Below are 16,468 nucleotides of genomic sequence, written 5' to 3' on the forward strand. Positions count from 1 at the left end.
AAAAACAAGGCTGGTGAAATGTGAGGTGACGGGTTGAGTGCTTTTCCGTTGTCTCGGGCTCAGCTCGCGCTGTGGTTCGCGCAGCAATTGAGTCCGTCAACTCCGTTCGTGGTGGCTCAGTACGTGGAACTACGCGGACCGGTTGACGTCGACGCGCTGATCGAGGCAACGAATACGGCATGTCATGAATTGGAGTCGCCGTTCGTTCGCCTCGTCGCTACCGATGCCGAGCCGGCACAGGTCGTCGATCATTCGATCGTCGACGATCTCGCATACCTCGACTTACGCAGCGACCGCGACCCGGTTCAGCGCGCGAACGAGTGGATGACAGCGGAATACTCACGGCCACTTGACGTGATGTCTGACCGCCTGATCTCGGCGACCTTGCTTCACCTGGCAGATGAGCACTACTACTGGTACTCGCACGCCCATCACCTCGTGCTCGACGGACATGCGGCGATGACACTCACCGCTCGGGTGGCCGAGCGCTATTCGCATCTGGTTCATGGCAAGACGCTGACTCCTTTCGGTGGTCTCGGGGTACGTGCACTGCATGACCTCGACGTCGACTACCGATCCTCGTCGCGGTATCGATCGGACGAGCAGTACTGGACGGAGATGTCCGAAGGCCTGCCCCGCCCGGTTCGCCTCGCCGACGGCGCCGGGCTGACGTCCATGCCGCAGCGCATGATGGTTCGGACACTGAATCCAACTCTTGCAAAACAACTTTCGGATGTCGCGACCGAGTGGACTACGTCCGAGGTGGCGGTCCTCGTCGGTGCATTCGCGTCCTATCTGGGTCGCATGACTGATTCCGATGACGTAGTCCTCAGCTTGCCGGTGTCCGGCCGCACCACGGCGACGTCGAGACGTTCAGGTGGGATGCTGTCCAACATCGTGCCTGTTCGTGCGCAACTCGAACGGGATCTGTCGCCACGAGAACTGGTGCGTCAGATCTCGGTTCAGATGACCGGTGCACTACGCCACCAGCGATTCCGCTACGAGGACATGGGCTTCCAGGAGGGTCAGGGCGGATCCCGTGAGGCGGCGGGCCCGGCCGTGAACGTCATGATGTTTCACGAAGCGATTCGGCTCGGCGACGTCGTCGGCGAGTTTCACGTCCTCACATCCGGACCCACCGAAGACCTGTTCTTCAGCATTTATCCGTCGATCGCGGGGGAGAACGTTCGCCTTTCCTTCGAAGCCAATCCGCACCTCTACAGCGAACGTGACCTGGCGATGCATCATCGTCAGTTCGTTCGGCTACTCGAGGGGTTCCTCGACTCGGCTACCCGTGCGCTCGGTGACCTCCGCATCCTCTCGACGGACGAAGTGAAGGATCTGGTCCCCGCGCTGGGTCCGCGGACGGACGGATTCGCGACGCTCGATTCGGTCATCACAGGCGGCGCAGGGCAGGGGAGTGCTGTCGCGATCCGCGAGCAAGGTGTGGACGTCACTTACGACCAGCTCGGCGCTCGCGCGGATGCACTCTGCGCCTTGCTCGTGGAGAACGGAGTCGGACGAGGCGACGTCGTCGGGATCCTCACCGAGCGCTCGACCGATTCCGTAGTTGCATTCCACGCGGTAGTGCGGGCTGGTGCTGTCCTTCTTTACGTGGATCCTCAAACACCCTCCGAGCGTGTCGCTTTCATTCTCGACGACGCCGACGTGTCGGTTGTGGTCGGTGGCGAACTCGTGGACGTGCCGGCTTGGGTGTGCGTCGTTGATCCCAGTGGCGACGAGACCGTCGAAGGGCCGGTGGATCGACGCGTGGGGGCGGGTTCATCTATCGCCGATCTGTCTCTCGACGACACCGCCTACGTGGTCTACACCTCTGGTTCTACCGGGCGACCGAAGGGTGTCGCGGTCACGCACCGAGGCATTGTGCCGTTGCTGCGTTCTCACGCACGGCGTCTGAACATCGATAGTTCCTCCCGCGTCGCGCTCCTTGCAAACACATCGTTCGACGTGGCGATCCTCGAGATTCTGCTTGCACACGGCTGCGGCGCGACCGCAGTGATCGTTCCTCCCGGATTGATCGGCGGAGTGGACCTCGAAGACTATTTGCGGCTCGAAGGTGTCACGCACCTGAACTCGACGCCATCGGTTCCGTTGACGATGGATCCTCGGGCTTTGCCGGAACTTCGAGTCCTGAACGTCGGCGGCGAGCGACCGCCGGGAGCGCTAGTGGATGCGTGGTCGAGTCACGTCGACATCGTGAATTCGTACGGGCCCAGTGAAGCAACCGTCGCGGCATTCATGAGCGAGCCGCTCGAGCCTGGTGGTGATACTCCGATCGGGCGCCCGATCGACGGCGTTTCCGCTGTGGTGTTGGATTCGTCGTTGCTGCCCACTCCGGTCGGCGCCGCGGGGGAGCTGTACGTGATGGGACACGGACTGGCGCGAGGGTACCTTTCTCCGACGCTCACCGCGGAGCGTTTTGTCGCTGCGCCCTTCGGTGCTGCCGGCGCTGGTGAGCGTATGTACCGCACCGGGGACATGGTGCGATGGAACGCTGCCGGTCAACTCGAGTTCTTGGGCCGCTCTGATCAACAAGTCAAGATCCGTGGAGTACGCGTCGAACTGGGCGAGATCGAGGCTGTGCTCCTGTCGACTCCCGGCGTTGCGCAAGCAGCGGTGGTCGAGCGATCCGGGTCGCTTGCGGCGTATGTGACCGTGGCCGAAGGCGCAGCTCATCCGTTGAGCCAGACGATGGTGCTCGATCATCTGGCTTCCCGACTTCCTCGTTCCATGCTGCCGAGTTCGGTGACCATTTTGGCAGCATTGCCCGTCACGAGCCATGGAAAGACTGACCGTTCGGCGCTCCCCGAACCGGCGTCGTCCGCGCCGGCCGAGCAGCGCGCGGCGGTCAACCGTCCGATCGAGTACGACGAGGAATTGATTGCCTCGGTGATGGCCGAGGTCCTCGGCGTCGGAGTTCTCGGACCGCACTCCGACTTGTTCGCCTGGGGCGGTAGTTCACTCGACGCCGTGTATGTTGCCGCGCGAGTGAGTTCCGCTCTCGGAAGACGGGTTGGTGTCAGGGACGTGTTCGGTGCCCCGACGCCGGCGCGCCTGGCCCGGGTGATCCGTGCGGGGCGGGCGGAGTGGATGGTGGAACCCCAACGCATTTCGGACGACCTCGTCGTGGAAATCGCACCGGCGCAACAACGCCTGTGGTTACTCAACCGTCTGGATCCCCAGTCGTCGGCGTACAACATTGCGTTCGAGGTCGCGTTCAGTGGTGCTCTGGATATCGAGGCGATGAGGGCGGCGGTAGGTGACCTGACCGATCGCCATCTCGTCTTGCGTACTGTTTTCTCGTTCGACCAGAATCACGATGCGTGGCCGATCCAGGTTGCGACCGCGACTCCGGTGACTCTGATCGAGGTTGCGTCCGAGGATTACGAGGCTGCGTCAGCGGATTTGGTTGCGGCGGGTTTCGACCTGGCGACCGATGCGCCTCTTCGCTTGATCCTCGCCTCCGGCAGCGACGCCGACCACCGCATGACCGTGGTTGCCCATCACGTCGCCCTGGACGGCCTTTCGTTCGCGACGATCGTCTCGGACCTCGTCGCGGCGTACGACGCTCGCGCCGACGGACGGTCGCCGATCTGGCCTTCGCCCGCTCTCGACTACCGCGACTATTCCGCTTGGCACAGAACCATTCTCGGTGATCCCGCGGATCCACAGAGCTTGGCAGGACGCCAGCTGGAATTCTGGTCCGACACACTCGCCGGTGTTGATCCGACTCTGGCGCTTCCCGTGGACAGATCCCGCCGGCCGGACCAACCGTCGTCGGCGCGGGACGTGGCGTTCGAGTTGCCCTCACCTATCCATGCGGCGCTGAACGAGATCGCTCGCGCGCACGACTGCACAACCTTCATGGTGTTGCACGCCTGCCTTGCGATCGCACTGAGCAAGATCACCGGTGCGTCCGATGTGGTCATCGGGACCCCGACCTCCGGACGAACGCATCCTTCGTTCGACGGTGTCGTCGGTATGTTCGTCGGGACCGTCGCGCTGCGAACGCTCCTTCGCGGCGGAGACACGTTCGGTGAGTTCTTGACTCGGGTGCGCGAGGTTGATGTGGCGGCCCTGTCCAATGCCGACACCCCTTTCGACTGGGTGGTCGACCGTGCGGTCGGTGGGGGCGTAGGTGAGAAGAATTCCTTCCTCCGAGTTGTTCTCGCTGTCGATCCGGTAGCGCCCGACTCCGAGATCGCGATGGGAACTCTGACGGCGCACGGCACTCCGCTACCCCCCGTGCACCCTCGCTTCGACCTCGAAGTGACTGTGCGCGAGGATCGTACGATTGACGGAGACGCGAGCGGTATTCGCGGTACATTCCGATATGCCGACGATTTGTTCGATGCAGGCACCGTGCAGAGCTGGGTCGAGCGGCTTCGTCGAGTGTGTGGCTCGATTACCGAGAACTCGTCAATCATGCTGCGTGACATCGATGTTCTCAGTGTTGCGGAACGCGAAGAATTGTCGGCTCGGGTGCCGGCGCCGTCGATTGTCGCGCAGTCGCTGCCTGACCTCTTCGGGGCCGTCGCAGCCCGGCATCCGAATGCAATCGCGGTGTCGAGTGGCGATACTCGTTTCACCTATGAAGAGGTGCGAGTTCGTTCGGAGGGCCTTGCCGCTGTCTTGATCGATCGAGGAATTCGAGTCGGTGATCGCGTGGCGGTCGCCCTGCCTCGATCGGTCGACCTCGTCGTAGCCATCATCGCTGTCGTTCGCGCGGGCGCGACGTACGTACCGATCGACTTGCAGTATCCCGACGCTCGTATCCACTACGTACTTGCCGATGCAGGCCCGAAAGCGATTCTGTCGACGGACGAATCTGCTGGGCGGTTCGTTGGGTACGAGCAACTTGTCATCTTCGTGGACGAGACGACTGACGCTACGGCCGACTGGCCCGTTGCACAGTCGGAGTCCGCCGCCTACGTGATCTACACTTCAGGATCAACTGGAGCTCCCAAAGGCGTAGTGGTGTCTCAGGACAACGTGTTGGCGCTGCTCGCCTCGACCCGAGAGATCTTCGACTTCAACGCCGAAGATGTGTGGACGATGTTTCATTCGTACGCATTCGACTTCTCGGTCTGGGAGATGTGGGGTTCGTTGACCACTGGCGGATCCCTCGTGATCGTGGACGGTGATGTCGCGCGCTCACCCGAAAGATTCGCGGATCTGATTGTGCGGGAACGAGTGACCGTTCTCAATCAGACCCCGGCCGCCTTCTATGCGTTGGCGGAAGTCACGCAGGAAATGCTGCTTCCGCTCCGGACGATTGTTTTCGGCGGTGATCGCCTCGACGCCGGGCGCGTGGAGGCTTGGTTCGATCGGCACCCGGACGTGCGGGGCGTCAACATGTTCGGAATCACCGAAACCACAGTCCATGTCACCAGTTTCGATCTTGTCCCCGGTGACGAGACTGTCTCGCCGATCGGGTCCCCACTACCAGGGTTGCGCAGCTACGTACTGGACGCGTCGTTGAAGCCCGTCCCTCCGGGATCTGTCGGCGAACTGTATGTTGCGGGTCCGCAGGTGGCCGAAGGCTACTTGGGTCGACCCGCGATGACGTCTTCGCGATTCGTGCCTGAACCCGGATTCGATGGATCACGGATGTACCGCAGCGGCGATCTGGTCCGTTGGCGAGCCGGCCGACTCGAATATGTTCGCCGCGCCGACGGTCAGATGGCACTGCGCGGTTACCGCATCGAACCGGGCGAGGTCGAATCCGCGCTGTTGGCTCACACGTCGGTGGAGCAGGCCGCGGTAGTGGTGAGAGAACTCGACAGCGGGCCGACTTTGGTCGGTTACATCACCCCGGGGAGCGGACACGACCTCGACGGCGTCTTGCGGACTGCTCGTTCGTTGCTGCCCGCGCACATGGTTCCGTCGGCTTTGATGGCGCTCGCGTCATTACCGGTCACGATCAACGGCAAAATCGACCGAGCATCGTTGCCGACCCCGGTGTCTCTCACGCAGCCGACTCGGCAGTCGCGAGACTTCTTCGAGCAGACAGTCGCAGCTATTCTGAGCGATTTGATGGAAGTTCCGCATGTCGATCCGGTCCGGAACCTCTTCGATCAAGGCGCCAATTCCTTGATCGCCACTCGTCTTTCGTCGCGTCTGAACTCCGCCCTGGGCTGCAACCTCGACGTCCGCGATGTGTTCGAGCACCCATCCGTCGATCAGCTCGCAGACATCGCTGCTGCGCGGATAGGTGTAGGGCGAACCGGCGCGGAGCACGCGTCTGACGTGTCCTTGGGGCCTCGTTCGGACAACACGGAAGTGCACCTGTCAGCTTCCCAGCATCGAATGTGGATTCTGAATCAGTTGGATACAGACTCCGCCGGATACAACATCCCGATCGTGTTGCGCTTGGCAGGCGAGCTGGACGTGGTTGCGGCCGAACTGGCAATTCGTGACGTGATCAATCGCCATCGCACTCTGCGGACCGTGTACCCGGTTGTCGGCGGCGGCCCGGTTCAGACGGTGCTCGACGCCGAGGATGCGCTTCCGGCCTTTCAGCTCGAGGCACTCGACGGCGGCGACGCCGAGAATTGTGTAGCAGAACTGGTGGGTTCGGGCTTCGATGTCACCGTCGATCCGCCCGTACGTGCGGCACTTCTCCAGGTTTCACCTGTCGAGCACATCCTGGCTGTCGTCGTCCATCACATTGCCGCCGACGCTCGATCACTCGAATTGTTGGTCCGCGACTTCACTGCGGCGTACATCGCCCGCTCGGCGCAGCACGCTCCGCAGTGGTCGCCGCTCGCGCTCGAATACTCCGATTACAGTGCATGGCAAAGGGAATCGGGGATTCCCGAGACGGTACGCAGCTACTGGATGCAGGCTCTCGAAGGACTTCCCGAGCAGGTGACGCTTCCCCTCGATCGTCCACGTTCGACGTTCGCCCGTGCGTCGAGCTGTCGGGTGGAGATCTCAGGTTCGGTACGAACGGGCCTTCAGACACTCGCACGATCGAACAACGCGACCATGTTCATGGTTGTACACGCCGCTCTCGCGGCGCTGTTGGCGAGGTACAACGGTAGCGATGACGTAGCTGTCGGCACTGTTGTGTCCGGACGCGTCACACCTGAACTCGACGAGCTGGTCGGCATGTTTGCCGGCACGATTGTTCTTCGAACCGAAGTCGATCCGTCGAACTCGTTCGGCCGGTTGGTCGAGCAGGTTCGTCAGCGTGACGTAGCGGCGTTCGCGCACGCAGAGATGCCCTTCGAATCGCTGGTCGATCTGATCGACCCACCGCGATCGCGTTCGCGACATCCGTTGTTCCAGGTGGCGCTCTCGTTCCGAACTGCTGAGACCGCCGCGTGGTCGATACCAGGGCTGGACATCACACAGATTGCTCCTGAAGTCAGGCACGCAAATTTCGATCTGCAGGTCAACGTCACGGACGAGGGGGTCGGGGGCGAACTCGGTCTCGAATTCGTCTACAACGCTGATCTATTCGATGATCTGACGGTATCGAGCTTTGCGGGCCGGTTCGAGCGCTTCCTGAATCAAGTGTCTGTCGACCCGAATGTCGCCGTAGGGCAAATCGACCTGTTGGACAGTGCGGAACGAGCTCTTCTCGTCCCCGCACACGGCGCGGTCGACCGGCCTGATCGATCTCGACTTTCCGGTACGACACTTGCCTCCATGCTGCGCTTCGGCGTCGAATCCGCCCCGGACGCTGTGGCGGTCGAGGGTGAGGGCAACACACTGACTTACCGGGAACTCGATGCCCAGTCGGATGTCGCAGCCGACGAGTTGCGCTCCCGGGGAGTTGGAGTCGACCAGGTCGCTGCTTGGACTGCAGATCGGTCGATTGCGTCGATCGTGCAACTGTGGGCAATCGCGAAGGTCGGTGCAGCTCCGGCATTGACGGACCCGGAACAGCCGCAGGCGCGAGTACGCGATGTCCTCGAAACACTGGGCACCGGAGCGATCGGCGGCCGCAACGCTGGTGGTGAAGACGCTGGTGGTGAAGACGCTGGTGGTGAAGACGCTGGTGGTGAGAAAGTCACCGACTCGGTGCGCGAATATTCCGAGAACCTGGCGGCCTACGTAGTTTTCACGTCAGGAACGACCGGAACCCCCAAGGCTGTGGTCGTGACCAACGGCGGGCTCGGTGTGATCGCCGAAGACCTGCCCGGTCGATTCTCGGCTGGGCCAGGTTCTCGCGTATTCCATCGCGGAGCGCCAGGATTCGACATGACGTTGCTCGAGGTGCTCATCGCGAGTGCGTCCGGGGCCACGCTCGTTCTGGCGAAGAACGAAGAACAGTTCGGCTCGGGACTCGCATCAGCACTGAGGCGCGAGCGAATTACTCATCTGTGCGCCACACCTACTGTCGTCGCCTCGATCGGCGATCCTTCGCTGCCGGACCTTTCCACGGTGATGTTCGGGGGCGAGCGACTCGGCGGCGCGTTGGCGAAGCGCTGGCAAGCCGGACGCCGAGTCATCAACGGATACGGACCTGCCGAGTCGACGATGTATTCGCTTGCTACCGAACCACTGTCGATCGAACAACTGTCGGGTGACACTCACGACGGATCGATCGGGTATCCACTGGCCGGGGTCGACGCCGTCGTGCTCGATGATCGACTCGAACCGGTGCCGCCGGGAGTCGCCGGCGAACTGTATCTCTCAGGTCGAATGCTCGCTCGCGGTTACGCCGGCCAACCGGCCCGAACTGCGGAACGATTCGTGGCAACCGGTTCAGGCGCCCGGATGTACCGGACGGGCGATCTGGTGATGTGGAAGCCGGAAAGCCCCAAATCCGAGGGAAATACGTATCGCCTGCATTATCTCGGGCGAACCGACGTGCAGGTGAAGGTCAACGGTGTCCGGATCGAACCGGGTGAGATCGAGGCAGTCATTCAGTCTGTCGCGAACGTCGACTTCTGTGTCGTCGGGGTTCGGTCGGCCGAAGGTGGAAGTCCTCTGTTGGTCGCCTACGTGAGAAGTTCAGGTGCCGAAAGAGTTGACACTGGTCAACTTCGCGCTGCCGTCTCAGAAGTCCTTCCGACGTACATGGTTCCGCATGTCATCGTCGACATCGAGGGCGAGCTTCCGATGCGGAACGGCAAGGTCGACTTCGCCCGTCTCCCGTCGCCGACACTGGATGCTTCCCGTGCAGAGGGGCCGGCCACCGCCACCGAACGTGTTGTAGCCGGAGCTTTTGGTTCCGTCCTCGGTGGGAATGAGGACGACCGCGACGCAGACTTCTTCTCGCTCGGGGGCAACTCGCTGTCGGCCGCGGAGGTTACCTCGCTCTTGAGTAGTACTCTGGGGCTGGTTGTTCCGCTCAGGACCGTATTCGAGCATCCAACAGTTGCGGCGTTGGCAGCCCGGCTCGATTCGCTCGAGCAGAACGACTCGGTGAACGATCTTGTCCGACTGGAACCGCGCCGCGACCCCACGCCCGCACCCCTGTCACGAAACCAGCGTGCGATGTGGGTACTGAATCAGCGGAACACGGCGAGCGGCGCGTACAACCTGCCGATCTGCATCGAGATCGACGGCGAACTCGACGCGGCCGCGCTGCGTCAGGCAGCAACGGATCTTGTCGGTCGTCATGATGTCCTCAGAACCCGGTATCCGGGCACTCCACCGGTTCAGGTCGTGGATCCTCTGACCTCCGTGACAATGGAAACGCGGCTGGTCGCCGACATCGAGGTCGAGGTGCTGCTGCGAGAGTTCGGCTCGCGCGGTTTCGATGTATCGGCAGACCTGCCGGTGCGCTGGATGATGCTCCAGGTGTCACCGGTCAGGCACGTTCTGGCAGTGAGCTTTCATCACATCGCAGTCGACGGGGTGTCGATGCGAACGGTGGTCGGCGACCTGCTGACCGCGTACGGCAAGCGACGAGCTGGACTGGATTCGCAATGGTCTCCGTTGCCGATCCAGTACGGGGATTTTGCCGCGTGGGAGGCAGCACGTGACGTTTCCCCTGGCGTCGAGCAGTTCTGGCGCCGAACGCTCGACGGTGTGACATCTGTGTCTCCGCTCACGGTGGATCACTCCGATGGCGGGCCGGATACCTTAGCGCAGCGAGTGAACTTCGTGATACCAGCCGTCATCACCTCGGCACTGCAGGCGCGAGCCGACCGATTGAAGGTCTCGCTGTTCGCGGTGGTTCATGCGGCGTTGTCGGTGGTGCTTGCCAAGCTGAGTGGAAATCCCGATGTCGTGATCGCGACAGCTGTCGACGGACGGCGGGCGCCTCAGCTCGACGGCGTGGTCGGCATGTTCGTGGATACGGTGCCTCTTCGCCTTCGGATCGACGGGGACGTGCCGATCGATCTTCTGTTGGGTGCAGCTTTCGATGCTGATGTGGCAGCGTTCGAAAACAGCTCTGTTCCTGCCGAGTTGGTTGGTGAGCTGCTCGGTGGACGAACTCCCCAGATTGCGCTGGGTCTGCAGAACTTCGCGATCCCTGCCGTGGAGGTTTCCGGCCTCACGATCGAGGCTCGCGAAATCGAGACCGCGACAACGAAGTTCCCCATGCATGTCTCGCTCGCACCCGCTGACGACGGTTCATTGACCGGAGCGCTCATCTATGCCGCGAGCGCATTCGATCCTTCGAGCGCCGACGCGGTTACCCGACAGCTGTCGAGAGTGCTCACCTCGATTGCCGAGGATGTACCAGTACTCGTTTCGGATCTCGTGGTGGGCGCGGCGCCCAGTTGGACTGCTGCCGAGGTCGATTCGTCCCGCACACTGACCGAGATCTTCGCCGCCACCGCGGCGCGATTCCCGAACAACATTGCTCTCGACGACGGACACCGCACGGTGACGTATGCCGAACTCGACTCTGCCTCGGATGCCCAAGCCTGGGAACTGGTGGCTCGGGGAGCAGGACCGGGTGCCGTGTACGAGATTCCGGCGGTGCGGACTATCGCGTACCTGGTCCGAATGTTGGCGATCTCGAAAACGGGAGCGGCATTCGTGCCGATCGACCCCGACCTGCCACCGGCACGTCTGAAGCAGCTGCGCACAGTCCTCTCCGATCGCAGCCCTGTTCCCGGTCGGCAGTATCCGGATTCAGTCGCGTACGTTGTTCACACGTCCGGGTCGACCGGTGAACCGAAAGGCGTTGCAGTCACCCACCGAGGACTGGGCCTGCTGACCGACGATGCTGTCCGCAAGTACGGCGTGACCTCGGACTCGGTTGTGCTGCACGGTTACAAACCGACGTTCGATGCAGCAATCCTCGAGATGATGTTGGCGATCGGCGCCGGGGCTACCTTGGCGGTCGCTCCTCGGGAGGCTTTCGGCGGAAGGGCACTCGAAGAATTCGTCGCAGAACGCGGCGTCACTCACATGTTGTCCACTCCAGCCGTACTCGACACGATGGCTCCAGAGCGGTTCGATTCGCTCGAGGTGGTGGCAGTCGGTGGCGATGTGCTCTCACCTTCCACCGCGCGTGCGTGGAGTCGCCGCGCGCGAATGCTCAATGCGTACGGACCGACGGAATGCACGGTGGTCACCACTGTCGCCGAGGTGGATCATCGGGTCACCATCGGAGTCCCGCTCGCCGGAATCGGTGCAGAGGTGCTCGATACGCGACTGCGTCCGGTGCCGTGGGCCGGGATCGGTGAGTTGTACGTCAGCGGGCCCGGGCTTGCGATGGGCTATGCCGGAGATCCTGCCGGCACCGCCACGTCGTTCATCGCAGCACCCGGCGGGCACCGCCGTTATCGGACCGGTGATCTGGTTCATCGCCGCACGGATGACAGGCTCGGATTCGTCGGACGCTCCGACCGTCAGATGAGCGTGCGAGGAATCCGCGTCGAGCCCGCCGAAATCGAATCAGCTCTGCGTCGGTGCACGGGCGTCGAGGCTGCGGCGGTTGTCCTCGTCGACGACATCGCCGTTGCGTGCGCGGTCGGCGATGGTGTGGAGGCGGATCAGCTGACAATCGAGTTGGCCGCGATGTTGCCTGCGTATCTGATGCCCGGCCGCGTGGTCGTATTGGAGTCGATCCCGCTCACGACGAACGGAAAACTGGACGCAGATGCGTTGCGGCGCCATGTGTTCGAGAGCCAGGCGCCCGATGCAGCAGTGACGGTTTCGGAGGAACTCGTCACCGCTGTCATGTCGGAACACGTGTCCGGAAGTTTCGGCGCTCTGCACAACCTGTTCGAATCAGGTGGTGATTCGTTGGCTGCGGCAGCGGTGGCAGGTCGACTCGCCTCGATCTTCGCGCGAGATGTGCCTGTTCGCGCCGTCTTCGACAATCCGTCGCCGCGAGCGATGTCTCAGTGGCTGTCGGCGAGCGCGTCCGATGGCAAACGCCGCGAACTGACTCGACGTGATCCCGGCAAGCCGGCCCCGCTGGCGCCCTCGCAACAACGACTCTGGCTGATCAATCAGCTTCAGCCGGAATCGACTGCGTACAACCTGACGTTTGCAGCGGTCCTGGCAGACGACATCGATCGTTCGGTCTTGAGCAGCGCGCTCGGCGACGTCGTCGATCACCATGCCGTATTGCGAACTGTCTGTGTTCCGGGTGAATTCGGTCCGCAACAACTTGAAATGGACTCTGTTGCATTCGATCTCACTGCGGTACACGTCGGCGATATCCGTGCGAGCGCTTCGGCATTCGCGACTGTGCCGTTCGATCTCGAACGAGATGTTCCGTTCCGTGTGCGTGTGTTCGCCGAAAAGGCAGGAGTCGACTCTGCAGGACTGACGGTCCTGGTCATCGTTGTTCACCACATCGCGATCGACGGAGCGTCGATGGGCCCGATCCTGACCGATTTCGTGGCAGCCTTCGAGGCCAGGTCGGCAGGTCTTCCCTGGGATTGCTCGTCGGGGGAGATCAGCTACGGCGACTACAGTTTCTGGGCGAGAGAGAGCTTGGGTGACCCCGAGGATTCTCTCAGCATGGCTCACCGGCAACTCGACTATTGGTCGGACGCACTTTGTGGCGTCGAGGATGTGTTGGCTCTACCCGTCGACAACCCCCGGAGTCCCGTGTCTTCACGATCCGAGGAGATGGTGACGGAAGTCCTCGACGGCGCCACCTACGACGCGTTGTCGGCGTTGGCTCGTTCGCATGGCGTCACGGTATTCATGGTCGTCCACAGCGTGATTGCCGTGCTGCTCGCTCGCGAGTGCGTCACGGACGACGTCGTGGTGGGAGCAGCTGTGAGTCTGCGGAACGATCCGGCGCTGCTGAGCGTCGCCGGAATGATGGTGGGTACTGTCGCATTGCGCACGAGGATCAACTCCACCGATCGCTTCGCTGCTGTTCTGGACGAGGTTCGCCGTGTCGATCTGGAAGCAATGGCGAACGCGGACGTCTCGTTCGACGACGTCGTTGCGAAGGTCGATCCGCCGCGCAGGATGAACGAGCATCCGCTGTTCACGGTCATGCTGGCGTACCGGCGAGCGCTGGAGTTGCCGCAGATCGACGGCATTACCGTCTTCGACATCGACAATTCAGGGGCGTCGACCGGTTACGACTTGACGTGGGACCTGGTCGACACCGGTGACAGTCTGACTATTCGATTGCTGTATGCGACGGACAAGTTCCGCGAGTCGACCGCGGAACTGTTCATGCAGCGGGTGAGACGTATCGCCGAATCAGTGACCGCGGAACCCGAGATTGTGATCGGGGAGATCGAACTGCTGTCCGGACTCGAACGCTCGGCGCTGACTGCTGCGAATCCTCGCCACGTCGAACCTCTGACGATTGCCGACATTTTCGAACGCGCTCTGCGTCAGGCGCCCGACGGCGTCGCGCTGGAAGAGAACGGCAGACGCTGGACTTACCGCGACCTGCACGAGGAGTCGTCGCACTGGACACGCGAGTTGGTGGTCCGAGGAATCGGACCCGACGACGTGGTGGCCGTTGCGCTCGGGCGCGGGCATCTGTGGATCGTTGCGTTGTGGGCAGTAGCGCGTGCAGGCGCAGCGTGGCTGTCGCTCGATCCGGCGCTGCCGACAGCGCGCCGGCAGACGATGGTCGAGGAATGCGGTTCGGTTGTCGGTTTGACAGCGGGAGGTGCATCCGAGAGTTTGCCCGAGTGCGTCGAGTGGGTGGCGATGGACGAATCCCGCACTGCTGGTGGCGCTGCCGAGGTATCGGCAACACCGGCTCACCCCGACAACCTCGCCTACGTCATCTACACGTCGGGTTCCACGGGAAGACCCAAGGGCGTGGAGGTTTCACACCGCGGAATCATGAACGTCTGCACCGCACACGCCGAGATCGCCGAGCTCGAGCGTGGCCCCCGAGTCCTGCAATTGGCGTCGTCGACCTTCGACGCGTCGGTGATCGAGATCCTTCTCGCGGCTGCAGGGTGTGGAACGCTGATTCTGACTCCCGACTTCGTCTACGGGGGAGAAGAACTCACGAATCTGCTGATAGCCGCCGACGTAACACATCTGATCGTGACGCCGACGGTCCTGGCGACAGTCGATCCGGATGCAGTGCAACCGTTGATCGTCGAATCGATGGGGGAGCCGCTCTCTGCGCGCCTTGCGTCGGCGTGGTCACCCCGACATCGCATCGTCAACGGATACGGACCGACCGAATCAACGATCGCGGCATCGATTTCCGCACGGATCACTGACGCGGACGTCACTGTCGGCACTCCAGTCCCTGGTACGACAGCATTTGTTCTCGATCAGAGGCTCCGACCGGTTCCGGATGGCGTTGCGGGAGAACTGTTCCTCGCCGGTGAGAATGTGGCACGGGGGTACGTCGCTTCCCCGGCTCTGACTTCCGAGCGCTTTGTTGCCAATCCTCATGCGGTGGGGACTCGGATGTATCGCACGGGTGACCTCGTGCGTCGTAGGCGTCACGACCGAGCGCTCGAGTACCTGGGTCGCAACGACGCGCAGGTGAAGGTGCGGGGTGTCCGCGTGGAACCGGCGGAGGTCGACGCGGCTCTGTCAAGCCATGGAGCAGTGGCCTTCTCGGTAACCGTTGTCTGTGACGACGGGCACGGATCCGCTGAGCTCCGTTCGTATGTGACGTTGGCGGAAAACGGTTCGGCGACGGAATCGGAGCTTCGCGGGTTCGTCTCCGGCCTGCTGCCGAAGCACCTGCTGCCTTCGTCGGTGACGATAGTGGGCGAGGTACCGTTGCTCGCTTCGGGGAAGATAGACGCAGCGGCACTTCCTGCTCCTTCACCGCAGCCAGGGTCGAGTGTGGATCGACCCATCTCGGATACCGAACGTCACGTGGCACAGGCATTCGAGGGCGTGACCGGCGCGATATCGGTCGGCCGCTACGACGACTTCTTCGAGCTCGGCGGGACATCGATGGGTGCAGTTCGAGTGGCGACGCGCTTGCGTGAGAGCCTGAACAGGGAATTCCCGGTTCAATGGATCTTCACCGACCGAACTGTGGCGGAGCTTGCCTCTCGGATGGATCTCGTTCATGCCGATGTCTTCGAGGGTGATTCGCTTCGTTCGGATCCGCTGGACACGGTCGTCATGCTCGGCGGCGACCCCGATGACCAACGGCCGCCGTTGTTCTGTGTGCATCCGGTCAGCGGAATCGCCTGGTGCTACGCCGGACTCGTCGGTCAGCTGCGGGGTCGACGGGTGTACGGCATCCAGGCAACGGGAGCAGGTGAATTGCCAGGCACGGTGGCGGAGTTGGCGTCGGGGTACGTCGATGCCGTACGGACGGTGCAGCCATCGGGTGAATACCATCTACTCGGTTGGTCTGCCGGCGGAACGATCGCGCTCGAGATGGCGAGCCAACTCGAAGAGGCCGGCGATCTGGTCGGTTCGGTTGTCATGCTCGACGCGCTGTTACCGGAGATGATGCCATCGGTACAAGCGGCTCCGAAACCTTCCGAACTATTCGCGCAGATCGGGCTATCCGAGGTTGAAACTGAAACTGCAGCACTGACTTTCACAGACGTTGCGACAGAGATCCGAAGGCAGACCGGTATGGATTTCCTTTCCGATACGGTACTCGAATCCGTAGTGGGTCGGGTGGAAAAACTGTCGCGAATCGTTCGGGACCACACGCCGAGGCACTATTTCGGGTCAGTGGAACTGTTTGTGGCGCAGCATGATCTGCCTGAACATCGTCACCTGGTCGAAAGGTGGTCCGAACTGGTGGGGCCGTTGCGGGCGTACCTGGTCGACTGCTCCCACTCGGAAATGTCGAGCACTGAGGTGTTGGCGGAGGTCGCCCAAGTTCTCGTCGGCTATCTCGAAGGTGTCGATTCGGATTCGAAGGATCGCAATCATACTGGGGTGCAGTAGATCTAACGGGCCGGGACTTTGGTCCGGAATTGTCACTCCCGTGGTCCCCTTGCTTCAGTTCCGCAAGTGGAATCGGTATCATTTCCCTTGTGGCAGTAAGCCATTCAGAAACTATCTCCGGAGGATCGTATGTTGGGTTCCCTTTTTTCCATCAGCTCTGAAATCGGTGTTCCGTCCGTCGACGCGCTCTTCGAGGCTGCTCGGACCA

General features: G+C 62.2%; 1 protein-coding gene. It reads left to right on the forward strand.

Annotation, left to right across the window (positions count from 1 at the left end):
* Positions 1-33 precede the first annotated feature (33 nt).
* Positions 34-16,260: a non-ribosomal peptide synthetase gene (locus G4D79_RS18155; protein WP_099698140.1), complete on the forward strand. Its 16,227-nt coding sequence runs from the start codon at positions 34-36 to the stop codon at positions 16,258-16,260.
* The last annotated feature ends 208 nt before the right edge of the window (positions 16,261-16,468 follow it).

The organism is Rhodococcus sp. WY5, assembly GCF_018588185.1.
In the GTDB taxonomy this organism is placed as follows: domain Bacteria; phylum Actinomycetota; class Actinomycetes; order Mycobacteriales; family Mycobacteriaceae; genus Rhodococcus_F; species Rhodococcus_F qingshengii.